Source organism: Geomonas sp. RF6 (assembly GCF_021044625.1).
Lineage (GTDB): Bacteria > Desulfobacterota > Desulfuromonadia > Geobacterales > Geobacteraceae > RF6.
The window spans coordinates 1,954,314-1,981,129 of sequence record NZ_CP087999.1 but is presented as its reverse complement, the minus strand read 5'-3'; the positions used below and the strand labels follow the sequence as shown (position 1 = coordinate 1,981,129).

The following is a 26,816-nucleotide window of genomic DNA, read 5'->3' as shown; positions in this document are numbered from 1 at the left end:
CGCACCGGTCGCGCAAGAGGGTGTAGGAGAGATAAACCCTTTAGAAAAAAGAAAAAAAGGCAGGAACCGCAAAGACGCAAAGAGCGCAAAGAGAAGCGGAACCTGTTGCCTGAAGTTCCTCACTTCTCGTCGCGCTCCTGAGCTTTTAAAAGGCGCACGTTGAGCTGGAGACAGAGGTTCCAATGCTATTGCCTCTCTTTGCGTTCTTTGCGTCTTTGCGGTGAAACGAGCCTTTGACTTTCACATCCCCTGTTTCCTGCTACGTTTGACTCGTAAGGCACCCGAGAGCCAGAGCCGCCGGAGGTGGCAGAAAATGCTCAAGATCATTCTTCTCACCGTTCTCTTTTCCGCCACAGTCTTTCTCTTCTGGCCCGGCCGGGTCTCAAACCTTTTCTACTACCCCGACAACGTCTCCTACGGCACACCCGCAAATTACGGGCTTCGTTTCCACGAGGTAGCTTTCAGAAGTCATGACGGTACCGAGCTCTCCGGCTGGTTCGTCCCGGCACTCGGAAAAGCCCACGGCACCGTCGTCCACTTTCACGGCAACGCCCAAAACATGGGCTCCCACTTCGCGTTCGTCGCCTGGCTCCCCGCGCAGGGCTTCAATGTTTTCACCTTCGACTACCGCGGCTACGGATATTCCGCAGGGGCGCCGGATCGCGAAGGGGTCTACCAGGACAGCGTCGCCGCCCTCTCCTACATCTCCACACGAAAGGACATAGACCCCTCCCGGCTCCTCGTCCTCGGGCAGAGCCTGGGAGGTTCAAACGCCATCGCCGCTCTCGGGGCGAACGGTTTCAGAGGGGTCCGCGCCGTCGCCATAGAATCGGCATTCTCGTCCTATCGCAGCATCGTCAGAGAGAAAATCGGTGAGATCCCCGTCCTCGCTCTTCTCAAGTGGCCCCTCTCCTATCTCCTCCTTGGCGACCGCTACAGCGCGGAGCAAGTAGTGGATCGGATCTCTCCCGTCCCGTTGCTCCTCATTTACGGGACGAACGATCCTGTTGTCTCTCTGAATCAGGGAAAGAGACTTTTGGAGAGAGCAAAAGAGCCGAAGGAATTTTGGACAGTGACAGAGAATGGGCATCTGGAGACCTTCATTCGCGAGGACTGGCCGTATAGAAAAAGACTGGTGCAGTTCTTTTTAAAATCGCTCTCTGAGATACCTTCCGCAACAGGCAGCAAATGATGCTCAATTCTTCTTCAGTCTCAGAAAATTACGTCCAACAGGCTAAGACTTCTCTGAGAAAGTACAGGCTATGACAGAAAAGTTTTAAGAAATGAGAGAAAAGTGGTTGTAGCCACTGATAAGGATAGTATCATTTATCTGTGGGGGAGCTGGCGATGGAGTGGCCACTTCCGAAAAGCGACGCCACAGCAACAACTTGCCGCACCAGATTTCGTTAGTGCTGCCGCACCGGAGGCGTTGATGGAAATAGACCTGACGACACCGGCGCTCCTTTTTCCGGCCATCACCCTGCTGCTTCTTGCCTTCACGAGCCGGTTTCTGGCCATAGCTTCACTCATCAGGAGCCTGCACGAGCGCTACCAGCGCAATCCTGACGAGACGATCGTGGCGCAGATAGGAAACCTGCGACACCGACTTATGCTGATCCGCAACATGCAGCTTTGCGGCGCGTCGAGCGTCCTTTTATGCGTTCTGTGCATGTTCGTCCTCTTCGCCGGGAACCTGTGGCTCGGCAAGCTGATCTTCACGGTCTGCCTCATACTCATGATGATCGCGCTGGGCCTGTCCGTCCGGGAGATCCAGATTTCCGTCAATGCCCTCAACCTGCAGTTGCAGGACCTCGAGGTGAAAAAGGGAACCCGCGAATAGTCGCGGCAGGAAAAGGGTGAGCCGATGAACAGCCTGGCAATGCGATTGCTGCACTTTTGCGCCTTTGCTCTTACCATTTTGCCGTGCAAGGGAAATGCGGCGCTCCTGACGGAAGACACTACAGGGTCGAGCACCACAATGGCGGTGGGCGGGTGCATCCAGATTGCCCTGCGAGGCAATGCCACAACCGGCTTCGCCTGGGAGCTCGCACCCGGCGCGGAAGATATTCTGGCACTGGAGGGGGAGCCGGAATTCACCGCTGACAGCAGCGGCATCGGGGCGGGTGGAGTATTTACCTTTACCTTTCGGGCCGTGGCCCCCGGAGAGGCGACACTGACGCTGGTGTACCGGCGCCCCTGGGAAAAAGAGATGGCTCCGCTGAAGAACTATCAGCTGAAGGTCTCGGTGACGCCGAAATAGCTTTGGCATGAGGCGTGACAACGATGACGCTTTTCGGAAATGCGGACGTGGTGGCGCAGGCTCAGGGGGCGTACTTCTTCCTGACCGGCGTCTGGCCGATCCTCAGCATAGGCACCTTCCAGATGGTGACCGGGCCAAAGCGTGACCTGTGGCTGGTGAAGACCGTCGGTGCAGTCATTACAGCAATCGGGGCAGCGCTTTTCATGGCGGGGTACCAGTCGGAGATCGTAGGATCGATCGTGCTTCTGGCGATAGGAAGCGCGCTCGCCCTTGCCGCAGTCGATGTCATCTACGTGGCAAAGCGGGTCATTGCCCCCGTCTACCTGCTCGACGCGGCAGCAGAATTCGCGCTGGTACTCTGGTGGGTGGTGAGCCTCTCGGCGAGATGAAAGGGAAGGGGTGGCTTTTCTATCGTCCGCCCGGTTCTGTCAGCGTTTTGCCCTGAATGTGGCACAGGCAATGCCGGCAAAGATCAGCGCTATCCCCACGACGTGGAATGGGCGCAGGTGTTCTCCGAGAAAGAGTACGGCGAGTATCGTGCTGAAGGCGGGCATGAGATGCACGAACTGCCCTCCCAGGTGTGGACCCACCTTCCGCAAGCCGTAGTTCCACCCTCCAAAGGCAGCCACCGAAGCGAAAATCCCCACGTACCCTATGCTGAGAAGAGTCGCCGCCGAAAGCTCCATCCGCGCGCCTGTGCAGAGCTCTGCGCCGTAGATGGGGACAAGGAAAAGGAGGCCGCAAAGGGAGATGGCGAAGAGAAAGACGAACTGGTCGAGCCCCTGGGGGTACTTGCGCAGCGTGACCGAGTAGAAGGCCCAGGTCACGGAGGCGAGAAGGACAAGGAGGTCGCCCCTGTTGAAGGTAAGGGTGGCGATCTTCCCCAGGTCCCCGCGCAGGATGATGGTGGCGACGCCGGCGAGGGAGAGGGCGATGCCCGCATACTGCCTCAGAGAGATGCGCTGGCCGTAGAAGGCGCGGGCAAAGATGATGATGAAGACCGGTATGGCAGAATTGACCAGAGCCGCGTTTATCGCGGTAGTGGAGTGCACCGCAGTGTAGACGAGGAAGTTGAAGAGGGTGACGCTGCAAAGCCCGCAGACGGCGATCAGTTTGATGTTGTCGCGCACCAGCGGCCACTGCTTCTGAAGCCGCGGCAGGACAACAGGCGCCAGGACCAGCAGCGCCACCACCCAGCGCCAGAAGACGAGTGCGGCAGGAGGTATCATCGCAGTGACAGCGCGACTCAGTACAAAGTTGCCGGACCAGATGAGGGCGCTCAGTGTAAGGAGAAGGTAAGGCATAAGGCGCAACTTCGCCGATAATGAGCTTCTGTGTCAAGGGAAAGGTTGATAAGTGAGTACATATCCCTCTTTCACGGCAGACGCCATGATGCAATGTAGGCCGGAATAAGCGGAGCGTTTCCGGCATTCGATGGTGCAGGTACACTTCCGTTGCCGCAACGCAAAGGGAATGCCGGGAACGCCTGCCGGCTTATCCCGGCCTACAGTACAGCTCAAGCACATTGGTCCCGCGCCCGGCTTTTAATTGTTGCGCGTTTGACACCCGAGCCGAAATCGATTAATAATGCCGAAGCGTTACGGCTCGCGAGGTGCCTTATCACCGAACTGAACAGACTATACCGCTACATGCGCACCTGCTCGGGGGCCTACATCGGCGGTGCCTTCCTCCTTGTCGGCACAAACCTTTGCGGTCTCGCCATACCGTGGCTTTTGAAGCTCGCCATCGAGAACCTCCAGCATCCCACGCCGGGATCATTTTCCTCCGCCCAGTTCGCAGCCATCATCGCAGGGACCGCCATCGTCCAGGGGGTCGTGCGCGTCTTTTCCCGCACCACCATGCTGAACGCGGGGCGGCGCATCGAGTACCTCCTGCGCGAGGAGCTCTACGCGAAGCTTCTCACCCTCGACCGTCTCTACTTTTCCAGCTGGCGCACCGGCGACATCCTCTCCAGGCTTGCAAACGACCTCACCAATGTCCGGATGCTCGTCGGCTTCGGCATCCTGAGCCTCATCAACACCTTCGTCATCTATACCTGCGCGATCTTCCTCATGACGCGCATCTCCCCCTTTCTGACCGTCTGCGCCATCGTCCCCTTCCCGGTCATGATCCTCCTCGTGAAGAGGATCAGCGCCTCCATGTTCCGCCGTTCGAAGAGAACACAGGAAGCGCTGGCGCAGCTTACCAGCAGGGTAGAGGAAAACGTTTCTGCCGCCGCCGTCGTGAAGGCGTATTGCCGGGAAGAAGGGGAGATCGCCTCCTTCAGCGTGGTATCGCAGGGGTACCTCGAGGCGAGCCTCGGCATCGCGCGCCTGCGCGGGGCGCTCCTCCCGATCATGGCCTCCACCGGCGCGCTCGGCACCCTTATCGTACTTTTCATCGGGGGGACCCGTGTCATCAACGGCGAGCTCACCCTCGGCGGCTTCGTCGCCTTCAACGGCTACCTGGCGATGCTGGTGTGGCCCACTATAGTATTTGGCTGGATCCTGAACCTCATGCAGCGCGGCGCGGCATCGATGGTGCGGCTCAACGAAATCCTCGATGCGTCTTCCCGCATCAACGAGCCGATTGACCCGGTCCCGATGGAGAAGATCACCGGAGAGATCGAGTTCAGGGCCCTCTCCTTTTCGTACCAGGAGGCAGCGGTCCTGCGCGGCGTGTCGCTGAAGGTCCCGCGAGGGGCGCGCCTCGGCATAGTCGGCGCAGTCGGCAGCGGCAAGTCCTCGCTGGTGCGCCTCGTCCCCCGGCTCTTTCCCTCACCGGACGGTACGCTCTTTCTCGACGGCGTCGACCTGAACCGAATCCCGCTGAAGACTCTGCGCGACGCCATCGGTTTCGTACCGCAGGAAAGCTTTCTCTTCTCCCGCACCATCGCCGAAAACATCGGCTATGGAAAGCCGGATGCCACGCGCGAGGAGATCGAGCGTGCGGCTCGCATCGCGGGGCTCACTCCCGACCTCGCCAAATTCCCGGCAGGTCTCGACACCATGGTGGGGGAGCGGGGAGTCGCGCTGTCCGGAGGGCAAAAACAGCGTGTGGCCATTGCCCGCGCGGTGATCAAGGATCCCGCGGTCCTGATACTGGACGATCCCCTCTCCGCGGTCGATGCCGACACCGAGGAAGAGATCCTGCGGGCGCTCGGGTCGTACTACCAGGACAGGACGGTGCTGATAGTGTCGCATCGCCTCTCCCCCCTGCGCGACTGCGACAGGATCATCGTGCTGCACGAAGGTGAGATTGTCGAAGAAGGGAGCCACGACGAGCTCGTGGCGCTCGGCGGGCGCTACGCCGACATCTACCGCGAGGAGCAGCTGAAAGCGGAAATAGAAAAGCTGTAGGAGCGGCCGGCGATGTACAACTGTAGGCCGGAATAAGCGAAGCGTTTCCGGCAAAAAGGTGGCAGCCCGGTGATGCCGCCGGAGATGCCGGGAACGCCTCCGGCTTATCCCGGCCTACATTTCTACCTCCTGGTAAAGGACAGTGCATGCATTTTGGCGGGCTATACGAAGACGAAATAGTCGGGAAGGTCTACGACCGCAGGCTCATGAAGCGCTTTGTGCGCTACGTGCGTCCGTATGCCCGGCTCATGCTCGCCGCCTTTTTCATGCTCCCCATCATGGCGGCAAGCAAGCTGGCGCAGCCATACATCCTGAAGCTTGCCATCGACAACCACATCGTCACCGGCCGCCTCGAGGGGCTGCCGGAGCTCGCTGCGGGATACCTGGGGGTCATCCTCGCCGACTCCCTTTTCACCTTCGGGGAAGTGTACATCCTCCAGTATGTCGGCCAGAAGGTGATGTACGACCTGAGGGTGGAGCTCTTCACCCACCTGCAGCACCTCCCGGCCCGCTTCTTCGACCGCACCCCGGTGGGAAACCTGGTCTCCCGCCTCACCAGCGACGTCGAGGTCCTCGGTGAGATGTTCGCCGCCGGCGTTGTCACGGTGCTCGGGGACCTCATGGTGCTCGCCGGCATCGTCGGCGTCATGCTCTGGATGAACGTGCGGCTCTCGCTCGTCACCTTCACGGTTCTCCCCTTTCTGATCTGGGTCGCCTTCGCCTTCCGCAAATGGATGCGCGCCGCGTTCCGCCAGGTCCGATCCCGCCTCGGCAACCTCAGCTCTTTTCTCGCCGAGAGTCTCGGGGGGATGGCGGTCGTGCAACTCTTCAACAAAGAGAAGGCGGAAGCGCAGGAATTCACCCGGCTCAACTCGGAATACATGGACGCCAACATCCCGGTCATCACCTGGGACGCCGCCCTCTTTGCCGTAGTGGAAACTCTCTCCTCCATCGCCGTCGCACTCATCATCTGGTACGGGGGGGGCGAGATCGTCAGGGGAACCCTGACTTTCGGCGCGCTAGTCGCGTTCATCCAGTACATCGAGAGATTCTTCGCCCCCATCAGGGACCTCTCGGCGAAGTACTCCGTCATGCAGGGGGCGATGGCCGCGCTGGAGCGGATCTTCGCGCTCCTCGACCGCGAGGAGAGCCCGCCGCCGCAGCCCGCAAACCCGGTCCAGCCGCAGGCGCCACTCAAGCACATCTCCTTCAGCGACGTGTGGTTTGCCTACAACGACGAGCAGTACGTCCTGAAAGGTTTCTCTCTGGAAGTGGGGCGCGGTGAAAAGGTCGCTCTCGTCGGCGAGACCGGCGGTGGGAAGACGACGGTGACGCGGCTTCTCTCCCGCCTCTACGAGGTGAATCGCGGCGCCATCACCATCGACGGAGTCGATGTCCGGCAGATGGAGCTCACTGCGCTGCGCAGCCGCATCGGCGTCGTACTTCAGGATCCATATCTCTTTACCGGGACCATCGCCTATAATATCTCGCTCGGCGATCCCGACGCCCTTGCCCGGGTAGAGCAGGCCGCGGCCATCGTCGGCGCAGATAGGTTCATCAAGCAGCTTCCGCACGGCTTCGATGAAGAGGTGCGCGAAAGGGGTGTGAACTTTTCGGCCGGGGAGCGGCAGCTTATTTCATTTGCTCGTGCCGTGGCCTTCGATCCGGAGATACTGGTGCTCGACGAGGCTACCGCCAGCGTGGACAGCTCGAGCGAGCGGCTGATCCAGCATGGGCTGGAAGGGCTGATGGCGGGGCGCACCACCCTCGTCGTGGCCCATCGCCTCTCCACCATCCGCGATGCCAACCGCATAGTGGTCATTCATCGCGGCGAGAAGGCGGAAGAAGGGAACCACGCAGAGCTGATGGCCCAAAAGGGGCTGTATTACCGGCTGTACCAGCTGCAGTTCAAGCAGTAGAGCTTCTTGTCCCATCCCCATCCTGTCGGAACGGTTCATCCAGGATATTCCGGGAGCGTGGGTACATTGCCACGAAGCACTGCAGGAGGCCTAACGTTTCCCCCCTTCGCAAAGGGGGGAACGCGAGGCCTCCTGCGGCCCTTCATTGGAACATACTACGGCTTCCCCGGAATTCCCGGATTAGCCAAGCTGGAGCACCTGATGAAACACCTGATACTCGGTACCGCCGGGCATATCGATCACGGTAAGACCTCGCTGGTGAAGGCGCTCACCGGCATCGACACGGACCGGCTCAAGGAAGAGAAGGCGCGCGGCATCACCATCGAGCTCGGCTTCGCCCATCTTGACCTTCCTGGCGGCATCCGCTTCGGCATTGTCGACGTTCCAGGCCACGAGCGCTTCGTGCGCACCATGGTGGCGGGGGTCGGCGGGATGGACCTCGTCATGCTGGTCATCGCCGCCGATGAGGGGGTCATGCCGCAGACGCGCGAGCACCTGGAGATCTGCCAGCTTCTCGGGGTGCAGCGCGGACTGGTGGTCCTCACCAAGAAGGACATGGTGGAACCGGAGTGGCTCGAGCTGGTGGTGGAGCAGGTGCGCGAATACCTAGAAGGAAGCTTCCTCGACGGCGCCCCCATCGTGCCGGTTTCCTCCCGCAATGGTGAAGGGATCGACCTGCTCAAGGAGGAGCTCGCCCGGGTTGCAAAAGAGGTGCAGCCGAAGAAAGAGGACGCTCCCTTCCGGCTCCCGGTCGATCGCGCCTTCACGGTGACCGGTTTCGGCACCGTCGTTACCGGCACCCTCCTCTCCGGCGGCATCGCGGTCGGGGACGAAGTGGAGATCCTCCCCCGCGGCATTAGTTGCCGGGTGCGCGGGATAGAGGCGCACGGCGCGAAGGCGGACCGGGGGAGCGCCGGCGAGAGGCTTGCGGTGAACCTGCATGGCGTGGAGTACGGCGAGGTATCGAGGGGGGACGTCGTGGTGCCGAAAGGACGCTACAGCGCGACTTCCCGAGTGGACGTGCGCCTCGATTACCTCCCTTCTGCTCCGCGGGAACTGAAGCATCGCTCGACGTTGCGGCTTCATTCCGCCACCTATGAGGTCGAGGCGACGGTGATCCTATTCGACCGCGCATCGTTGCAGCCGGGGGAGACGAGCTATGCCCAGCTGCGTCTCGCCCATCCGGTCCTCCTCCTTCCTGGCGATCCGTTCGTGCTGCGCAGCTACTCCCCGCAGGCCACCCTTGGCGGCGGTACCGTCCTCGACCCCGCTCCCCCCGGGAGGAGAAGGCGGTCGGAGGAAGCTCTCCAGCTCCTCGCTTCGGTGGAAGAAGGGGGCGATCCGGACAGGATACGGCTCCTCACAGAGTCGGCGCGTCTTTCCGGGATTTCCCTCGACGAGATGTTGAACCGCAGCGGTATTTCGGGAAAGAGAATAGAAGCCGCGCTCGGGTCGCTCCTGTCGAACGGATCGGTGCTCCAGGTCGTGAAGGAACCTCGCGTCTTCCTCGCCCGCACCGCATTTGACGAGCTGAAGCAAAAGCTGGCGCTGGAGCTCGAGGAGTATCTGTCGGAAAATCCGCTGCAGGAAGGTATCGGGAAGGAAGAGCTGAAATCGCGCCTGCCGAAACGTAGCGATTCACGATTCTTCGGGCCGCTCCTGGCAGCTCTTGAAAAGGAGGGGCGCGCCCTCTCCGATCGCGATGTCGTGAGGATTCCGGGGCGAAAGGCAGGGGCACCGGTCGACAAGGCCGCCCTGCAGGCGAGTCTGGAAGAGTCGCTGACAAAGGGTTGGCTCGAGCCCCCTACCCTGAAGGAGCTCATGGAGGCAGGCAACAGCGGGGAGAAGGAGGTGCTGGATTATCTGAACCACCTGTGCCGCGAGGGGCGTGTGGTCAAGGTAAAGGCGGACGTATTCTACGCTGCGCCGGCGCTTGCCGAGATCCGGGAGAAGCTGACGACATATCTAAAAGAAAAGGCTGAGATAACGCCGCAGGAGTTTCGGGATCTCACCGGGCTGTCCAGAAAGTTTATGATCCCGCTGCTGGAGTACTTCGACAAGGAGCGCCTGACGATCCGGCTGGGAGACAGGCGCGTGCTGCGCAAAGGATAGCTGGCAAAGCCTCAATCACCAGTGTGAACAGTAGCCGAACCCCTTGAATGGGAGGTACGTAGGGGTGGCCGCCGAGGCTTGATGTATCCCTCCCTACAATCGAAAAAGGGCCATGCCTCAAAGACATGGCCCTCTTTCGTTTTGCTCAGGCAGCATTGAAGCGCGTCACTGCCCTGTGGTAGCACCGCCTCCTGTAGTCCCGGTGTCCGTAGCACCACCTGCTCCAGACCCCGTGTCGCCGGTCGAACCACCTGCGCCGGATCCCATGTCGCCGGTATCACTCGGCGGAGTCGCGGGTTCAGACGGAGATGTTACCCCACCCGTCCCGGAACCGGTGCCTTGATCACTCGGCACCAAAGTGCTGCCACCGGTCCCTGAACCGGTGTCGGTGCCAGTGCCGGTTCCGGTATCGCTCGGCATGGTGGTGCTCCCGCCGGTGCCGGTGCCTGTACCGGTCCCCGTGCCGGTGCCAGTATCGCTAGGCATGGTCGTGCTGCCGCCGGTTCCCGTACCGGTGCCTGTACCGGTATCGCTCGGGGTGGTGGTGCTGCCACCTGTGCCATAGCTCGGCGCAGTCGATCCGCCGCTGGGTGCGTTATACATGCTCCCGCCTGTCCCGGTCCCTGTGCTCGGACTCGTTGTGGAGCCGCCAGCTCCTGTGCCACCGGTGCCGGTAGTGCCGCCGGTGCCGGGAGTAGTACCGACAGCACCGCCGGGGGCACCGTAAAATGGGCCGTACTCGTAAAGGGTGGCGCCGAGCGGGGCGCTGCTTCCCATGCCGGTACCTCCACCTGCACCAAAACCGCCGCCGGTGCCGCCACCGGCCGCGCTACCGCTCTGGAAGCCTTCCTGACCGCTGGCTGCGCCTGAGGTGCTGCCACCCGCGCCACTGCCGCTCTGCAGGTTCTGCTGCTGTTGCTGGTTGTAGTCGCCGGTCGTGCTGCCGCCGGCGCCGCTGCCACCCTGCAGGTTGTTCTGCTGTTCCTGGTTTAAGTCACTGCTTGTGCCGGACGTGCTCCCACCTGCACCGCTGCCGCTCTGCAGGTTCTGCTGCTGGTTTAAGTCGCTGCTGCCGGATGTGCTGCCACCGGCACCGCTACCACTCTGCATGTCGCTCTGCTGTTGCTGGTTGAAGTCGCTGCTCGCGCCGGACGTGCTGCCGCCCGCACCGCTGCCGCTCTGCATGCTGCTTTGCCCGCTGGTCGTGCCGGAGGTGGTGCCGCCAGCTCCGCTACCGTCCTTCATGCTGCTCCCCCCACAGGCGCCGTAGGAAATACCGGAGAGGGCAACCAGCGCGATGGTGCCAAAGATCATTCGTTTGACAGCTGCCATAACGTTCTCCCTGTGATGCAAATGGTAATGGTGCTTTTATCTTTATAAATTCTACCATTACCTCTTTGGACTGACAGTGATACTTTAAAGAACGCTCAGGAACTGTCTCAGGGAGAGCGGCAACAGCTACGACGCGACGCCCCATGTATCCTTCATCTGGATCTTGTGGAGTGCATTGGCACACGTCACCTCGTGGAGAATTTTTTCCGCCTCCTCGGCCGTGAGGCCGACCTTCGGGCGCGCCCCCATCCAATGAGTCGAGTCTCCCGATGGCTCTTCCAGAGGGCGTGGCACCGGCGGCCCAGGACGGTACCGTCTGTCGAAGAAGAGTGCCGCCTCGTACTGGCGCTTATTTTTCACAACCCACACCTCCATGACCGCACCGGTGCTTTGCAGCACCCTCTCGATTACCTGGTCGTCCAGTTCCATCCCTTCCGGCATGTCCTTATACCAGCTCGTGCTCGTGTTCATAAACCCCTCCGGTATTGAGATCCTTCAAATAATCGACCGGAGAAGTTTTAACTTTAATATTTTCTAATGGCTAAATGTGGATCAGAAAAGCTATCCGGGTTGCGCTGGAGCACAGGCTTCCCAGCCTGTAGCCGCGGCGCCAGCCGCGCGTTCTGTGGCGGCTGCGCCGCCATCGCAGGCAGGATGCCTACGCTCCAGCGCGGCGCCACCCGCCAGCTTGCCCGGGATTTCCGGAGTGAGTGTTATCTGAAGGGGTACGGGGGCGGAGAAACTACCAGATATAGTCCTTCGCGATATCGCGCTTGTCGCGACCGAAGAGGACATGGAAGACGCGGAGCTTTTTGAGCCCCACCGGGGAGAGGCTCGCGAGGGGCAGGTAGATGATGCGCTTCCCCAGTTTCGAGGCAAGCTGTTTCATGAATCCGCGGGGCGGGGTCGGCGCGGCGTACACCACGTCGCGCTCCTCCGAATAGTCCAGAGCCGCCATGAGGAGAAGCTCCGCCTTCGTTAACGCGCTGTCGTAGTCACTGTCACTCCACACGTCGAACATGCGCCGCGGCGGGTAGCTCAGGAGGAACCCCCCATACTCGCAGCGGGAAATCCCGGGCCCCACCACGTTGTCCACCGGCGACGTCGCATAGAAGGCCATGTCCGATTCCTGGTCGTGCTCGCCAAGCCAGGTGATGCAGTAAGGGAAGCGGGTCCCCCCGCGGTCTTCGTCGAAGATTACCACCACGCACCCGACGCCACTCTGCACACGTCGGTTCTCCCTCACGTAGATGCGCCCCTCGTGGAAATTCCTCAGCGTCTCCCGCATGTCGATCCCGTCCAGAAGGGAGACGGTGAACGGCTCCGTCCGGGAGTGCTCCTCGCTCAGCTGCCGCGCCCCGAGTTTCTTCAGATTACGACCATACTCTTCGATGGTGATGTCCTCGGGAGGATAGGAGCAGATGGAGGGATCATCGAACCCCTGCAGCCACGACCCCGGCTGCTTCTCCCTCTTCCTACCCAGCGACTTCAGCGCCGAGCGTCCCTTCACCCGGCGCGGTTCCTTCGGGCGGAAGCGCATACGGCGGGTGCCGGACCAGAGATCCGCCGCGGTGAGTCGCACCGTCGGTATCTCGCTCGTCTCGCGCTGCCACGGATAAAACTTCGCCAGCCGGAAAAAGGCATAGGCGAAATTGTCGTCCACGCAGGAGCGGGCCGAGGTCAGCATCTGGAAGAGGTCCGGAAGGAGCATGCCGGAAAGGAGTGCGCAATTGCGGCTGAAACGGAAGAAGGCCCGCCTCTGCCAGTGGGCGACGGTGTCGCCGGTCTCCTGGCGATAGTGCCGGGCCGCCTCCTGGAAGAGGCGCAGGAGAATCCGTTGACGGTCCGGCATCTCTCCTTCCTCCCCCACCAGTCGGGCGCTGCGGTCAACGGCTTCGCGCAGCACCGCCTCCTCCGGTATCTCCCTTTTTCCCCCCTCGATGAGCTCGAAGGCGTTGAAGCTCTTGCGCATGCTGAGCCTCGGCGTCGGCATCAGCGGAGGGAGCGGAGAGCGGCGCAGCTCATAGAGGGCGGAGAGGAATGGATGTTCCGCGAGCACCTCGTGGCACGTCTCCGGATGCAGGTTCAGCACGGTAACCCCTTCCCGCCTGCTCCTGGTCAGCGGCTGGGCCTGCGGCTCCGCGAAGAAGGCGCGCACCCGGGCCAGGTGGTGCATGCCGCAGATGAAGAGGACCCGCTCGTGCTGATCGGCGAGCTGCTGCAGACGGTACGCCATCCCCTGCTCGCGACGCAGGTCGACCGTTTCCGGCTCGACAGCGGAGAAGCGCGCGGCATATTCCTCGTAGAAGGGAGCGAGCCCTATACGCTGGACGGAATAGGAATCGGGGACGGAGTCGGCGTGGTTCGGGTAGTCGTCGAGATCGAGATCGATGAGGTGCAGCGGGATGTCGTGCTCGAGGGCGAGCCGGGCACCCTCCACGAGGGGATCGGCTGGCTCGATGATGAGGTAGACGGTCTGCTCCGCCACCTGGTAGCTGAGTACGGAGAGCTCCGGCAGGCGCCGCACTCCGCGCAGAAAGTGCTCCCGCAGGGTCGGGGCAAGCTCGATGGCGATGCAGTCGGGGCGCACCTCGTCCAGCGCCTGCCGCACCAGGTGGGCGAACTCCATCCGGTAGTGCAGGATCGGGAGGGCGTGGACGTTGCCGAATCTTTCCAGGTAGAGTTGGGGCATAGGATCAGGTGGCCTGGGGTTATAATGAAGCCGGCAGCAGTGCCGTGCCACACGGTGGGACGAACGCTACAGATACCTCAGGGCGTCCTCGCCGAGGATACTTTTCACCGCGAGCGCCAGAAGCTCCCTCGAGTCGTTCCCGGCGTGCTTCATCTTCAGTGCGAACCGCGCGATGTTGATCCCGTCGCGCACCGAATACGGCTCGTCCGCCGCGTGCCCTCTCTGCAGGAAGTCGGTGACGTAGCGAAGTATGGCGACGTCGGCAAAGGGGAGGTTCTCCCTCAGTATCGCGAGCTCCTCATCCGCCTCGGGGAAATCGATGAAGATCTGGGGCTGCAGCCGCGAGTGGATGTACTCCGGTACCTCGAAGGTGGAGGAGTCCTCGTTCATGGTGACGACTATGCGGAAGTCGGGATGGGCGGAGATCCGGAGCCCGGTGATAATCGACTCCACGTACCTGCGGTCGTCCAGGAGCGGCGCCAGCGAGGCCCACGCCTTCTCGCTCATGCGGTTACCTTCGTCGAGGATCAGCACCCCTCCGGTTATCATCGCGGAGACGAGCGCGGACGCCGCATACTGGATCGTGCCGTCCGGGCCTATGACCGGCGTGATGATGAGGTCCTCCGGGCGGGTATCCATCGTCGCCTGGAAAAGATAGACATCCCGGCCGAGCCGCTCGGCCGCCGCATACCCGAGGGTCGTCTTCCCCACCCCAGGCTTTCCGATCAGCCGCGGGTTGAAGGGAAGGTCGCGCTCGTCGATCACCATCCACGCCGCCAGGAGCTGCTTCAGGAGCTCGTCATCCCCCACCCAGCGAAGCGGCAGCTCTATCGGGTTTGCCAGCGTCACCGCGATGCCGTCTATAATTCTCTTTTCCATGCTTTCTCCCTGACTTTTCACTGCATAACAGAGCAATTGAAGCGCAAAGGCATCGAAAACGCAAAGGAATTCGGCGCCCCCTTCCCTACTGAGACACCCCGTGCACCAGATCGGCCAGGCACTGCATGAAGATGGGAGAGGAGTTCAGCGACTCGGCCCTGACGAACCGCTCGATCCCCAGTTCCTTTGCCTCCTCGGCGTACTGGATATCTATCTCGTAGAGGGTCTCGATGTGATCGGAGACGAAGGAGAGGGGGACCATCAGCAGGTTCTTGCGCCCGCCGGCTGCCAGTGTCTGCATCATCTCCTCGGTGGAGGGCTCCAGCCATTTCACCGGTCCTGCCTTGCTCTGGAAGGAAAGGTGGTGGCTCACCCCGGAGACCCGCTCCATCACGAGGCGCACCGTCTCCTTGATCTGGTCGAGGTACGGGTCCCCCTGGTCGATGAAGGACTGCGGCAGGGAGTGCGCGGAGAAGACCAGCTCCACCTCCCCTCTTTGCGGAAAGTTCCCGAGCGCTTCCTCTATCTTTTCCACCAGTGCCCGTATGTAGAGGGGGTGGTCGTAGAACCGGTCAACGTAGCGGAGCTGGAAGGGGTGCCCCGCTTCCTTCAGCACGCGCTTCAGCTCGTTGAGGCTGGAGCCCGTGGTGGCCCTGGAGTAGTGCGGGTAGAGGGAAAGGGCGACGATTCTGGAGATCCCCTCCCTTTTTATGGCGGCAAGCGCTTCCAGCGTCGAGGGGCGCGAGTAGCGCATGGCAACGAAGGGGACCACATTTGCCCCGAGGAGCTCCTGCACACCGCGCCCCTGAGCCTCGGTGAGCTCCAGGATCGGCGAGCGCCCGCCTATCTGGCGGTAGTACTCCTCCACCTTCGGCGCCCGCTTACGCGCGATCCTTCTCGCGATGAACGGCTGCAGGAAAGAGGGGCCAAGCCTGATGATGTCCCGGTCGGTGAAGAGGTTTACCAGGAAGGGCTCAACGGCAGCCAGAGAATCGGGTCCCCCCATCTGGAGCATAAGGAGTGCGGTTTTTTCGGCCATGATCACCTCGTGTGGAATCTGGGGCTGAAGAAAGCGCCGGAGGTGGTCCCCGCGCCGGTTCAGCCTGCGCGGTATAGTAGCCGAAAGGTTCAGCCTGTGTAAAGACGGGAGTGGGAGGGGAGGCGGGTGGTGAAGGGAAAAGAGGGGGAAGGTTCCCCTCCCCGAGGCCGGGGAGGGGAGAAAACGGTAGCGGGAGTTACTTCACGCCGTGCTTTCTGAGGTGAGCGGAGTACGAGCGGTCGGTTCCCTTTATGTGGTTCACCAGCCAGTCCTGGAGGAAGTCCGTAACTTCGGCGGTGAGAACGACTGTGCCGGACTCGAATTTCTCCTGAAGGTCCAGTACCTGCCTTACAAGGTCCGCGTGCAGCTGGCAGTGCTTCTCCGCGTCGGGATAGCCGGTCTTGCGGAATGCTTCCTCTTCGGCCGCAAAGTGGCTCCCGGTGTACTCCACCAGGCGCTTCAGGATGGAGCCGATGATCTCCTTCGTCTTCTTCTCCTGCATCGCCTTGCTGAGCTCGTTGATCATCTCGAACAGTTTCTTGTGGTGGCCGTCGAAGAGCGCTATGGAGGTGCTGAAGCTCGCGTCCCAGACGAGGAGCTCGGAGAGACGGAAGTGCCCGACCAGTTCGTGCAGCTCGTCGACCTGCTGCGCGAGCCTCGAGGTAGCGTCGCTGGTGCCGCGCGCACTCACCACGTTGCTGTTCACCACGCTGGTGATCATCTGGATGTTGTTGGTGATTTCGTGGGTCGTCGCGGTCTGCTCCTCGGCCGCGGTGGCGATCTGGCTGACCTGCATGGTGAGATCGTTTATCTGCCCGAGTATGCCGGCGAGTGCCTCTCCCGAACGGCGCGTCTCAGCCGTTCCCTTGTTCACCTGCTCCACCCCTTCCGACATGGAGCCGACGGCGGCCTGCGTCTCCTGCTGGATCGACCTGATCATGCCGTCGATCTCCTTCGTCGCCTTCGTGGTCCGTTCCGCCAGAGCGCGAACCTCGTCCGCAACGACCGCGAAGCCGCGCCCCATCTCTCCTGCTCGCGCCGCCTCGATAGCTGCGTTCAGCGCCAGGAGATTGGTCTGGTCGGCGATGTCCTCGATGGTGCCGGCGATGGCGCCGATCTGATCGGAGCGCTTTCCGAGCCCGGCCACCGTCTGCGAGGTGTCGGTGACTCGCTGGGAGATGCTTTCCATAAGGACGGAGCTGTTTCGCACGATATCGGCGCCACGGGTCGTCTCGTCGGTAGCGATCTGTGCGTTTTCCGCGGCGTGGAGACAGCTGCGGGCGATGTCGCTGGAGGTGGCGGACATCTCCTCGCTGGCGGTGGCGATGGTGCTCGCCTGCATCGCCACATCCTCTGCTGCGGCCATCGTCGCCTCGGTAGTCGCCTTCACGAGCACTACCGAGTCGCGCACCAGGTCGGTCACGGAAAAGAACTTGTGCATCATCCTGTTCCAGTCGCCCAGCATCAGGTTGAACGCCTTTCCGAGGCGGGCGATGTCACCGGTCCCCTCTTCCTTGACGCGCAGCGACAGATCCCCCTGGGCGACCTTTTCGAGCGCGATGGTGACCTCTTTCAAGGAGGCATCGCTCTTTCGTGAAAGGACCCAGCAGGCAAAGGAAGAGATTGCAAGGATGGCAACCCAAAGAAAGAGAGCGACGGTGATGCTTCCACTGCGGTTGCAGGTGGTGAGGATTGCTACGGTAGAAGTTACGATTGCGGCATTCAGCGCAAATGCTCGTGTCGTTTGGGACATTAAGAAATCCTCCGTGGAACCGAGAGAAAGGTATCGGTGACAAGGAGTCATTTCGTCATATCTTTGGAAAACTTTAGTATTGGGCGAAAAAAGACCAGCGGCTGACCCTTTGGGCTCCCCGTACGGGGGGTACTCAAAGGATCAGCCGCTGGCTGATGCTGCACGGTACGAGAAGATCTTTCCGTTCGTCCGCCGTTCTTACCGCTCAAAAGCCGGAGAGCGGGGCGTCACCATGGGGTGTGCCTGTCTTGCGCGTAGTACACCACCACCTTTTTCGAGTCGGGAGATGCGGCAGCATCGTTCCCGGCGCGGGATCCCCTGCTCTGCGCCGCCTTATCCGGCGTGTCAGGGGCAGTGTCCCGCGCAGAAGAGCCAAGGGAGAAGATGATTCCGCACGACAGGATGATCATGATCAATAACAGTCTTTGCCAGATTCTTCTCATAGCTCGCCTCCTTCTTGCGGGGATGCATTTCCTAAATGGGGCAACCTTTTATCTCAGCAGGAGGGGGTGGGGGGCGGGAAGTATAAACGTAGTTTAATGCGACTTCTGTAGTAGTCAAGACTAATCTATTTTCACGTCGCCTCGTCCGAAGGGGCGCGCGGGATCACTCAGAAAAATAGAAGGTCCGCCGGCCAGATCCTGAAAAATAGAGAAGAGATCCAGTATTCTCCCCTAATGAAGGGCCAAGACTCATCCTTTCACTAAACTCGGATGGTGGGGATGTCGTGCGATGCACCTCGAAGGAAAGAAGATTTCCCGGAAACCTTCTCCCTCCACCGGGTCCGGTGCACAGTTTGACACCTGCTCCCTTTAATGGTAGCCTTTTCTCGTCTTTTTTTAATTAATTCAACACCCTGCTCCTTTTTTCCAAAAACCGTCTAGCTGATTTGGAGGTCCCGTGTAGGTGGAAAGCGCGGCACCCCCGGTTTTCCGTACCACTTCTGCGCGATCGGTGGCACTGCCGAACAGCACTTCCGCAGCGGGTGCTGATCACCTGGCTGAACCGCGGGGATCGTACCCGATGCTCAGCTGGTGGCGAAGAGGGGGCCCCGTATGCCTCGACTCGATGCAAGGATAAAGACCGACCTGCTGGCGAAGTTTATCTATCGCGGCAAGGGCGGCCAGACCGAGGAAACGGTCACCATAAAGGAGCTCAGCCTCAGCGGCGGTTTGCTGAGCGGCTCCGCGCATATCCCCGAGCAACTCTTCCTGCTGGTCCTGAAACTCCCCCTCAACGGTGAAGTAGAAGTCGTGGCGGAACCTGTGCGGGTGAAGCACGGCCTGGTCGCCGTCCGCTTCTACTATGCCAACAAGGCGGCGGCTTCCCTCCTTTGGCAGTACATACGCGATTTCCTGCACAACGACGGTTGCCCCTATTGCGGCTCAAAAACCGAATCGAAGGGGGACTCCTGTCCGGCCTGTGGCCACTGCCTCAACTTCGACGACGATACCTATCTCAAGTTGCACATGAAGGCCTCTTTCGTGGAGAGGATCCAGAGCCGGCTCGACCGGCTGGACGGGGAAATGCTGCAAAAGGTGATCGGCTTTCTGGACGCCGAGATGGCCGAAAAGGTGAACCAGTGCCACGAGGACATCTTCATCGGCCGCTCCCCTCACCTGCAGCAGGTCTCCACGCTGATCCGGAAGGCGGCGAACACCGACATGAACGTGCTGGTGCTCGGGGAGAGCGGGACCGGGAAGGAGCTGACCGCGAAGGCGATCCACGAGCGGAGTGTGCGGAAGGGGAAGCCGTTTGTCACGGTAAACTGTGCCGCCATACCGGAAGGGCTCCTGGAGGCGGAGCTCTTCGGCTACGAGAGGGGGGCCTTCACTGGGGCGGTCACCACGAAGAAGGGAAAATTCGAAATCGCCGACGGCGGGTCCGTTTTCCTCGACGAGATAGGGGATCTCCCGCAGCTCCTGCAGGGGAAGCTCCTCAGATTTCTGGAGGACCGCATCGTCGAGAAGGTGGGGGGGCACTTGAGCAGGAAGGTGGATGTGAGGGTTATCGCCGCCACGAACTGCGACCTGGAGTCGATGGTGCGCGACGGCTCCTTCAGGATCGACCTTTTCTTCCGCCTGAACAGCTTCACCATCAAGCTCCCGCCGCTGCGCGAGAGGGGGGAGGACAAGGTCATCCTCGCCAGATACTTCCTGAAGCGGCTGAGCAAGAGTGAGGGAACGACCTTCAGGGAGTTCTCCGAGCGCTCCATCCTCGCAATGCGCAAGTACAGCTGGCCCGGAAACGTACGGGAGCTGATAAACAAGGTACGGCGCGGGCTGGTGATGGCGACCGGAGAGGAGATCGAGCCTGCCGACATGGAGCTCGACGGCAACGCCCTCTTCACGGTCGCGAGCAGCAGGCCCCCGACTCAGGACACCCAGCGGGAGATCATCATCGAGGCCCTCACCCAGAACAACTTCATCATCTCCCACACCGCCCGCACCCTGAAAATCAGCCGCCCCACCCTCTATGCCATGATAAAGAGATATGGCATCAACCTCCCCTCCCGGAAGCCGAGCGTGCTGTACCTCGCCGACTGAGCCCTCACAGCGCGCCCCTTCGCCGTGCCACAGACGCAAAAAGGGCAGCCGATCGGCTGCCCTTTTTACATTTCCATCGTGTAGGATCCCCCCTCCCTTGACGGGAGGGGGATAGGGGGTGGGTGAAGCTGCCATCTGCTTAACTCGTGGCAACTTCCCCCCTACCCTGTCCCTCCCCCGCAAGGGGGGAGGGGACTCGCAGTCCTCTATTGCCTTACTTCTGCGACAGCCTGTGCACCGTCTCCACCATGAAGATGGCGTTTTCGGGGGGAACGGTGGGGAGGATGCCGTGACCCAGGTTGAAGATCAGGCCCGGGCGGCCGGCGTTCTCGTCCAGCACGCGCTGCACTTCGCGCTCGATGATCTCTTTCGGCGCGAAGAGGACCGTCGGATCGAGGTTCCCCTGAACCGCCATGTTCCCGAGCACGTCCCTCGCTTTCCCGAGGTTCACGTGCCAGTCGAGCCCCATGACATCGCCGCCTGCTTCCTTCACGATCTCCAGCATGGTGCCGGCGCCCTTCACGAAGTGGATTACCGGGATGTTGGTGCGGTTCAGACCGTTGATGAGCCTCTGGGTGTAGGGGAGGACGTAGCGCTCGTAGTCGGACGGGGAAAGCATGCCGCCCCAGGTGTCGAAGATCTGGATCGCCTGCGCGCCCGCCTTGATCTGGGCGTTCAGGTACTCCATGTCCATGGTGGTGATCTTTTCCATCAGCGCCGCGTACACTTCGGGCTCTGCGTACATCATCTTCTTCAGCGCAGCGAAGTCCTTCGAGCCCTTCCCTTCCACCATGTAGCAGGCGAGGGTGAAGGGAGCGCCGCCGAAGCCGATCAGGGGGACCTTCGCGGCCAGTTCCTTGCGCAGCATCTTCACGGCGTCAAGGACGTACGGTACGTCGCGCTCCATCTCGGGGATGCGCAGCGCCTCCACGTCGGCCATGGTGCGGATCGGCTTCTCGAAGACCGGCCCCGGGACGAAGTCGAGCTTCATCCCCATCGGCTCGATCGGGGTGAGGATGTCGGAGAAGAGGATCGCCGCATCGACGCCGAGGATGTCCACCGGCTGCACGGTGACTTCGGTAGCGAGCTCCGGAGTCTTGCACAGCTCCAGGAAGGTGCACTTGGAACGCACGCGCATGTAGTCGGGGAGATAGCGCCCCGCCTGGCGCATGAGCCATACGGGGACCCTGTCGACCGGTTTGCCCCAGCAGGCATCAAGGAAAGAAGTATTCATGTAAAGCCCTCCAATATAAAGTGAATGAATCAGAAGTCGTATGTCTTACGGCAGCGTCCCGGGGAAGCCCCATCCCCACCCTGTCCCTCCCCTTGAAAGGGAGGGGACGCGGGGGAAGGGGAAGCGGGGCTTGCGCGGCGGTCGTTCAGAGACCCTCCGCTACCCCTTGTTCTGCTCCCGCTGCATCTTGATCGGGACGTAGTTGCAGAACGGTTCTTCTTCCATGTAGTCGCCGTGCACCGCATCGGCGCGGGCGCGGCACCCGCCGCAGACGTTCAGGTACTCGCACTGACCGCATTTCCCCTTGTAGCTCTTGAAATCGCGCAGGTCGTTGAAGATCTCCGAGTTTTCCCAGATCTCCCTGAAGGGGGTCGTCTTCACGTTACCCGCGGTGCGGTGGAAGTAGGAGCACGGTTTCACGTTGCCGAAGCAGTCGATGAGGCAGATCGTCTGCGCCGCGATGCACCCCTTCCCGCCGCCGGTGGAGAAGGTAAGGGAGCGGCGCTCGAACTTCTCCCCTTCCGACTTCGCCTTCTGCGGCACGATGCGGTAGTAGTGCGGCGCGCAGGTCGGGCGCATGAGGATCTCGTCCTCCATCTTCTCCTGGTGGTAGTGCCAGTCGAGGATCTCCTCGTAATCTTCCTTGGAGATGAGCTCGTTCATGATCTCCTCGCCGCGGCCGGTCGGTACGATCATGAACATGTACCATGCGGTGGCGCCGAGGGACTTCGCCACCTTGAAGGTGTTGGCGATGTCGTGCTGGTTTCTCTTGGTGAAGGAGGAGTTGATCAGGAACTTCTGGCCGTGCTTCTTGAACAGGTTGGCGGCGCGCACCACCCCTTCGAAGGCGCCGGGGCACTGACGGAAGTCGTCGTGCACCTCGGGGCAGGAGCCGTCGAGGGAGAGGGAGACCATCTTGATGTCGGCCTCTTTCATCTTCTGGCACACCTCGTCGGTGACGAGCGCGCCGTTGGTGGCCATGCACATCCGCAGCCCGAGCGAGGTGCCGTAGGCGGCGAGCTCGAAGATGTCGGGGCGCATGAGGGGCTCTCCGCCGGAAAGGACCACCACCGGCTTCGAAAAGTCGGCGATATCCTTCAGCAGCTTTTTCCCCTCTTCAGTAGTGAAATCCCCTTCGGACGAAGTCAATTCCGAGGAGCAACGGCAGTGGACGCACTTCAGGTTGCAACGCTGGGTGGTCTCCCAGGCGAGCCATTTCGGTACAAACTCTTCAGCCATGGTATCTCCCGTATGGCCTGGATCGGTTGCGTTTCAAGCAGCAGGGGGCTGAACGGCGCATGCAAAGGATGGAAATTGCACCAAATCTCGATCTGCCTAGCGACTTGTGTTCGACAGGTTCGGACCTGTACCCGCTTGAATGGGGCCAAATCCGTCTCCAGGGGAAAGGTTAACGAGCGAAATCCTAAATGAAAAGGGCGGAAAACTCAAGAACAATCGCCTACTCCGACATTTTCCGGTTGAAGGTAAATACAGCCAGTGCAAAGGAAAGGGCGGCCGTGACGACGAGGTTTACGAGGTACTCCGGCGCGATCTCCCCTTTCAGGAGAGCGTCCCTCGCCCCCTCGAAAACGGCGGTCGTGGGGAGGAGCCGTATGAAGGGGAGGATCGAGGGGGGATACGAGGAGAGGGGGAAGAAGATCCCCGCCATGAAGATGAGGGGGACGATGATCACCGACGACACCCGCCCGATGTTCTCCGGCTTGTCGATGGTGGTGCCGCAGATCGTACCGAGGCAGGAGAAGGTCATGGAGGCGAGCGCCAGGCAGAGGATGTAGAGGGGGAGGTGGGCGTACTCGATGCGGAAAGGGGTCAAAACGAGGATCACCAGGAAGACCACCGCCCCCTTGATGGCGCCCTGCGAGAAGCCGGAGAAGATCTTTCCGATCACGATGTCGTACACGGTGACCGGAGTCACCCGGTACTCCTCTATCGTGCGCTGCACCTTGCGGTGAAACCACATGCTCCAGGAGCTCTCGTCGAAGGCGGCGTTCACCGCGGTCATGGTGATGAGCCCCGGCGCTATGAAGAGCGGATAGGGAATACCCTCGACGTCGGCGATGTAGCCGCGCAACCCGAAGCCGAAGGCGAGATAGAGGGTGAGGGGGTAGGCGACGACGGAGAGGAGCTCGGAGAAGATGCTCCTCCTCAGTACCAGCATGTCCCTGCCCCAGATTGAAAAGGCCCCTTTCAACACTGTCGTACCCCGCTTCTTCATTCCTGTACTTCTACATTACTCTCTCACCTTCTCCCCGGTAAGCCCGATAAAGACGTCCTCCAGGGACGGCTCGCGGAAGTGGATCCTCTTCAGGTCGGCACCCACGATATCGAGGAGCGGCTTCAGCGACTCCTCACCTGAAAGGGTGAGCTGGTACTGCGCCCCCTTTCTCTCCACGGAGGTGACGAAGGGGAGCGCGGAGAGGAGCGCCTCGTAGCCGTCACCGTTGGTGCGAAACTCCAGCTCGTATATGTGCATCTGGGAGAAGGTTTCCTTCAGCTGCGCGGCGGTCCCGTCGACGAGCGCGGTGCCGTGGTCCATGATGACTATCCGGTCGCAGAGCGTGTCCGCCTCGTCCATGTAGTGGGTGGTGAGAAAGACGGTCATGCGCCGGCGCAGGGAGCGGATGTGCTCCCAGAGCATCCTTCTGGACTGCGGATCGAGTCCCGTCGTTGGCTCGTCCAGGAAGAGGACCTGCGGCTCGTGCACCATGGCGCGCGCCACCACGAGCCGTCGCTGCATCCCGCCGGAAAAGGTGTCGGGAAAGTCGTGCTGGCGGCCGGCGAGGCCGGTCAACTCCAGGAGCTCGTCGATGCGGGGATTGTACTGGGACGGGGAGAGGCCGTGCATCCTGCCGTGCAGGATCAGGTTCTCCCGCGCGGTGAGGTAGCGGTCGAGGTTGTTCTCCTGGGGGACGACGCCGATCAGGCGGCGCACCTCCTTCGCGGCGGAGAGGACGCTGAACCCCTGGACGTAGGCGTCGCCGGAGGTGGGGCGCATGAGGGTGGTGAGGATCTTTATGAGGGTGGTTTTCCCCGCGCCGTTCGGGCCGAGAAGTCCGAAGACGGTGCCCCTCTCCACCTCCAGAGAGAAGGTGTCGACGGCCTTGAAACCGCCGTAGCTCTTGGTGACCTGGTCTATCTTGATTGCCTGCGGCATAGCGTGCAAAGCCTCTGGACAACCACCTGTTTTCTGTCGAGACACGAGAATAAGGCCGTCGTAGCCGTTGTAGGCCGGAATAAGCGGTAGCGTTTCCGGCATTTCGCTGCTGCGCGGCTCCGTCTGTGGTGGACCGCCGGGAACGCCTGCCGGCTTATCCCGGCCTACATCACCCCATCTCTACCCTGGACCGCGCTGACACCACATCACGGCATTTCGCTGCTGCGCGGCTCCGTCTGTGGTGGACTGCCGGGAACGCCTGCCGGCTTATCCCGGCCTACATGGAGGCGCTGACACCACATCAGGAGGGGGACAGGCACCTTTTAACAAAGGAGCCAGTCCCCGAGTAGCTGATCGCGCGCTACTTCACCGGGAAAAGGAGCGAGAAGAGGCTCCCCTTGTTGTCGCCGGTGACCCAGACGGCGCCTTCGTGGACGTCCATGATCCCTCTCACGATGGAGAGGCCGAGGCCGGTCCCTTTCGACATGAAGGCGGTGTTCCCCGAGGAGTGGTGCGCGATGTCCCCTACCCCGTAGAACTTGTCGAAGATGCGCACCCGCTCCTCCACCGGAATGCCGATCCCGGTGTCCTGCACCTCCAGCACGAAGAACTCCTTTGCCCACCGTAACGCCGCCGGCATCTCCGTGTAGAAGGGACGCAGCTCCTCCTCCAGCCGGGACAGGGACCGCTTCTTCAGCACCTTTCCGGAGAGACGGACCTCGCCGCCGTCGGGGGTGAACTTCACCGCGTTCTCCATGAGGTTTCTGATGGCAAGCTGCGCCAGCGCCTCGTCCACCGGCACGAGCGTCTCGTCCGCAGCGATGTGCACCCGGATCTGCCGCTCCGAGAGGGGGAGCAGGAGCATGTCGTGCACCTCCCGGCACAGCCGCATGAGGGGCACTTCCTTCTTGTGCAGGTTCGGCCCGTGCGCCTCTATTCTGGAGATGGAAAGGAGGTCCTCCACCAGCCTGCGCAGCTGCACGGTCCCCTCGTACACGGAGGTGAAGATCGTGCGCTGCTCCGGGGTCATCTTGATGTCGGCGTACTTCAGGAGAAACTCCACGCCGCCGAGGATGGAGGTGATCGGGGTCTTCAGCTCGTGGGAGGCCATCCCGATGAAGTTGTTCTTCACCGTGTTCAGGCGGCCGAGCTCGCGGTTCGCCATCTCCACCTTTTCCAGGTTTTCCCTCAGCTCCTCCTTGCTCCGGTGCAGCTCCTCCGCCTTTTCCTTCATGGAGTTGTACAGGTTGTGGTTCTCGATGAGGACCGCCAGCTGCCCTGAGATGGAGGAAAGGAGAAAGACGTCGCGCTCGGTGTAGCTCCTCTCCGAACGGGTGGCGACGGTCATCACCCCCATGACCTCGTTGACGAGTTTTATGGGGATGGCGGACCACGAACGCAGCCCCATCTCCTGAGCCGCCTCCAGCGCCTTCGGCGGGAAGGTGTCGTCGGGATTGTCGCCGCGGAACGGTTTTCCACCCATGACGGAAGCATGGTACTTCGTCCCCTTCGGAAGTACCTCCATCGCCTTCTCAAAGGAGCGGGAGATCCCGAGGGAGGCGCGCAGCTTCAGGTTTCCCCTGTCGAGGAGGTGGATGCAGGAGAACTCCACCTGGAGCATGTTGTGCAGCTGGAAGAGGAGGTCCCCCATGATCTTCTCCACCCCCTGCGCGTACTGCAGCCGGAAGGCCACGGCGTACAGGGTGAGGAGCTCGCGGTCGCTGGTCCTTTTCTCCTCCTCCACCTCTTTTCTCTTGGTGATGTCCTTGATGATGAAGACGATCCCGGTGCGGTCCCCGGAGAAGCGCATCGGGTAGCTCGCGACGTTGAACCACCCGTTCAGCTTCGGAAACCGGATGTCCTCGTCGACCTCCCCCTGCGCGCTGTGGATGAAGCGGAAGACGCGGCGCTCCAGCTCGTCGGAGCCGAAGAAGATCTCGTCGATCTGCTGCCCTATCAGAGCCTTGTAGCCGAGGGGGAAGTAGGTGTTCACCCTGCCGTTGCAGCGCGTGATCCGCCCATCCGAATCGGTGATGATGACCATGTCGGAGACCGCATCGAAGACGGCCTCCCACTCCGCCTTGCCGCGGCGCACCGCCTCCTCGACGGTGCGATGATTCCTGCGGTCCTCCGCGTCGCGCAGCTCCCGCTCCACGACCGGCACGAGGCGCGCGAGGTTCCCCTTCATGAGGTAGTCGTTAGCACCCGCCTTCAGCGCCGCTACCGCGAGATCTTCGCCGATCTTTCCGGAGACGATGACGAAGGGGATATCGCCGCCATGATCGTGCAGCACCTGCAGCGCACCCGGCGCGTCGAAGGAGGGCATCTTGTAGTCGGAGATGATGAAGTCCCACTCCTCCTCCGCCAGGGCGAGCCGCATGTCCTTCTCCGTCTCCACCCTCTTGTGCACCGGCGCGTACCCGCCGCGCGAGAGCTGGCGCAAAAGGAGGAGGCAATCCTCCTCGGAGTCTTCGATCAACAGCAATTTGAGAGGCTTGGACATGTGGACCTTCGCT

21 protein-coding genes are annotated in these 26,816 nt (G+C 61.4%); 8 read left to right on the top strand and 13 right to left on the bottom strand.

The window, feature by feature from the left end:
* The first annotated feature begins 313 nt into the window (after positions 1 to 313).
* The 4 genes from LPW11_RS08480 (at position 314) to LPW11_RS08465 (ending at position 2,649) form a co-directional block, all read left to right on the top strand.
* A complete protein-coding gene (locus tag LPW11_RS08480; RefSeq protein WP_230997692.1) occupies positions 314 to 1,192 on the top strand; it encodes an alpha/beta hydrolase in 879 nt (292 codons plus the stop codon).
* 240 nt (positions 1,193 to 1,432) lie between these two features.
* A complete protein-coding gene (locus tag LPW11_RS08475; protein WP_230997691.1) occupies positions 1,433 to 1,840 on the top strand; it encodes a DUF2721 domain-containing protein in 408 nt (135 codons plus the stop codon).
* Between the two features lie 24 nt (positions 1,841 to 1,864).
* The gene (locus tag LPW11_RS08470; RefSeq protein ID WP_230997690.1) at positions 1,865 to 2,260 is read left to right on the top strand and encodes a protease inhibitor I42 family protein; all 396 of its coding nucleotides are present in this window, start codon (positions 1,865 to 1,867) and stop codon (positions 2,258 to 2,260) included.
* A 23-nt stretch (positions 2,261 to 2,283) separates the two neighbouring features.
* Positions 2,284 to 2,649: a hypothetical protein gene (locus LPW11_RS08465; protein WP_230997689.1), complete on the top strand. Its 366-nt coding sequence runs from the start codon at positions 2,284 to 2,286 to the stop codon at positions 2,647 to 2,649.
* 39 nt (positions 2,650 to 2,688) lie between these two features.
* Here the strand turns inward: LPW11_RS08465 and LPW11_RS08460 are convergent, their stop codons facing one another.
* The gene (locus LPW11_RS08460) at positions 2,689 to 3,564 is read right to left on the bottom strand and encodes a DMT family transporter (RefSeq protein ID WP_230997688.1); all 876 of its coding nucleotides are present in this window, start codon (positions 3,562 to 3,564) and stop codon (positions 2,689 to 2,691) included.
* A 345-nt stretch (positions 3,565 to 3,909) separates the two neighbouring features.
* Between LPW11_RS08460 and LPW11_RS08455 the strand changes: the two genes are divergently transcribed.
* From LPW11_RS08455 to selB, 3 genes are all read left to right on the top strand, one after another.
* Entirely contained in the window at positions 3,910 to 5,619 is a 1,710-nt protein-coding gene (locus LPW11_RS08455) for an ABC transporter ATP-binding protein (protein WP_230997687.1), read from the top strand.
* Positions 5,620 to 5,765: 146 nt separating this feature from the next.
* Positions 5,766 to 7,538 carry an ABC transporter ATP-binding protein gene (locus LPW11_RS08450; RefSeq protein WP_230997686.1) on the top strand — a complete coding sequence of 591 codons (1,773 nt, stop codon included), beginning with the start codon at positions 5,766 to 5,768 and terminating at the stop codon, positions 7,536 to 7,538.
* A 201-nt stretch (positions 7,539 to 7,739) separates the two neighbouring features.
* Complete coding sequence (selB, locus tag LPW11_RS08445; RefSeq protein WP_230997685.1) at positions 7,740 to 9,650, top strand: selenocysteine-specific translation elongation factor; 1,911 nt, start codon at positions 7,740 to 7,742, stop codon at positions 9,648 to 9,650.
* 165 nt (positions 9,651 to 9,815) lie between these two features.
* Here the strand turns inward: selB and LPW11_RS08440 are convergent, their stop codons facing one another.
* The 7 genes from LPW11_RS08440 to LPW11_RS08410 form a co-directional block, all read right to left on the bottom strand.
* A complete protein-coding gene (locus tag LPW11_RS08440) occupies positions 9,816 to 10,982 on the bottom strand; it encodes a hypothetical protein (protein WP_230997684.1) in 1,167 nt (388 codons plus the stop codon).
* 126 nt (positions 10,983 to 11,108) lie between these two features.
* Positions 11,109 to 11,453: a hypothetical protein gene (locus LPW11_RS08435; protein WP_230997683.1), complete on the bottom strand. Its 345-nt coding sequence runs from the start codon at positions 11,451 to 11,453 to the stop codon at positions 11,109 to 11,111.
* A 271-nt stretch (positions 11,454 to 11,724) separates the two neighbouring features.
* The gene (locus tag LPW11_RS08430) at positions 11,725 to 13,674 is read right to left on the bottom strand and encodes a hypothetical protein (RefSeq protein ID WP_230997682.1); all 1,950 of its coding nucleotides are present in this window, start codon (positions 13,672 to 13,674) and stop codon (positions 11,725 to 11,727) included.
* A gap of 66 nt (positions 13,675 to 13,740) precedes the next feature.
* Positions 13,741 to 14,553 (bottom strand): AAA family ATPase, encoded by an 813-nt coding sequence (locus tag LPW11_RS08425; protein ID WP_230997681.1) that lies wholly within the window; start codon positions 14,551 to 14,553, stop codon positions 13,741 to 13,743.
* Positions 14,554 to 14,638: 85 nt separating this feature from the next.
* Positions 14,639 to 15,592, bottom strand: coding sequence for a ferrochelatase (gene hemH / locus LPW11_RS08420; protein ID WP_230997680.1), 954 nt, complete (start codon positions 15,590 to 15,592; stop codon positions 14,639 to 14,641).
* Between the two features lie 196 nt (positions 15,593 to 15,788).
* On the bottom strand, positions 15,789 to 17,345 hold the full coding sequence (locus LPW11_RS08415) for a bacteriohemerythrin (RefSeq protein ID WP_230997679.1): 1,557 nt from the start codon (positions 17,343 to 17,345) through the stop codon (positions 15,789 to 15,791).
* A 227-nt stretch (positions 17,346 to 17,572) separates the two neighbouring features.
* The gene (locus tag LPW11_RS08410) at positions 17,573 to 17,788 is read right to left on the bottom strand and encodes a hypothetical protein (protein WP_230997678.1); all 216 of its coding nucleotides are present in this window, start codon (positions 17,786 to 17,788) and stop codon (positions 17,573 to 17,575) included.
* A 612-nt stretch (positions 17,789 to 18,400) separates the two neighbouring features.
* Between LPW11_RS08410 and LPW11_RS08405 the strand changes: the two genes are divergently transcribed.
* Positions 18,401 to 19,891 carry a sigma-54 interaction domain-containing protein gene (locus LPW11_RS08405; protein WP_230997677.1) on the top strand — a complete coding sequence of 497 codons (1,491 nt, stop codon included), beginning with the start codon at positions 18,401 to 18,403 and terminating at the stop codon, positions 19,889 to 19,891.
* A gap of 214 nt (positions 19,892 to 20,105) precedes the next feature.
* Here LPW11_RS08405 and hemE read toward each other — a convergent pair whose 3' ends face one another.
* From hemE to LPW11_RS08380, 5 genes are all read right to left on the bottom strand, one after another.
* On the bottom strand, positions 20,106 to 21,125 hold the full coding sequence (gene hemE, locus LPW11_RS08400; RefSeq protein ID WP_230997676.1) for a uroporphyrinogen decarboxylase: 1,020 nt from the start codon (positions 21,123 to 21,125) through the stop codon (positions 20,106 to 20,108).
* A 159-nt stretch (positions 21,126 to 21,284) separates the two neighbouring features.
* Positions 21,285 to 22,364, bottom strand: a complete 1,080-nt coding sequence (locus tag LPW11_RS08395; protein WP_230997675.1) for a radical SAM/SPASM domain-containing protein — start codon at positions 22,362 to 22,364, stop codon at positions 21,285 to 21,287.
* A 220-nt stretch (positions 22,365 to 22,584) separates the two neighbouring features.
* Positions 22,585 to 23,340 (bottom strand): ABC transporter permease, encoded by a 756-nt coding sequence (locus tag LPW11_RS08390; protein ID WP_230998263.1) that lies wholly within the window; start codon positions 23,338 to 23,340, stop codon positions 22,585 to 22,587.
* 36 nt (positions 23,341 to 23,376) lie between these two features.
* Positions 23,377 to 24,300: an ABC transporter ATP-binding protein gene (locus LPW11_RS08385; RefSeq protein ID WP_230997674.1), complete on the bottom strand. Its 924-nt coding sequence runs from the start codon at positions 24,298 to 24,300 to the stop codon at positions 23,377 to 23,379.
* 361 nt (positions 24,301 to 24,661) lie between these two features.
* Positions 24,662 to 26,803 carry a hybrid sensor histidine kinase/response regulator gene (locus tag LPW11_RS08380; RefSeq protein WP_230997673.1) on the bottom strand — a complete coding sequence of 714 codons (2,142 nt, stop codon included), beginning with the start codon at positions 26,801 to 26,803 and terminating at the stop codon, positions 24,662 to 24,664.
* Positions 26,804 to 26,816 lie beyond the last annotated feature (13 nt).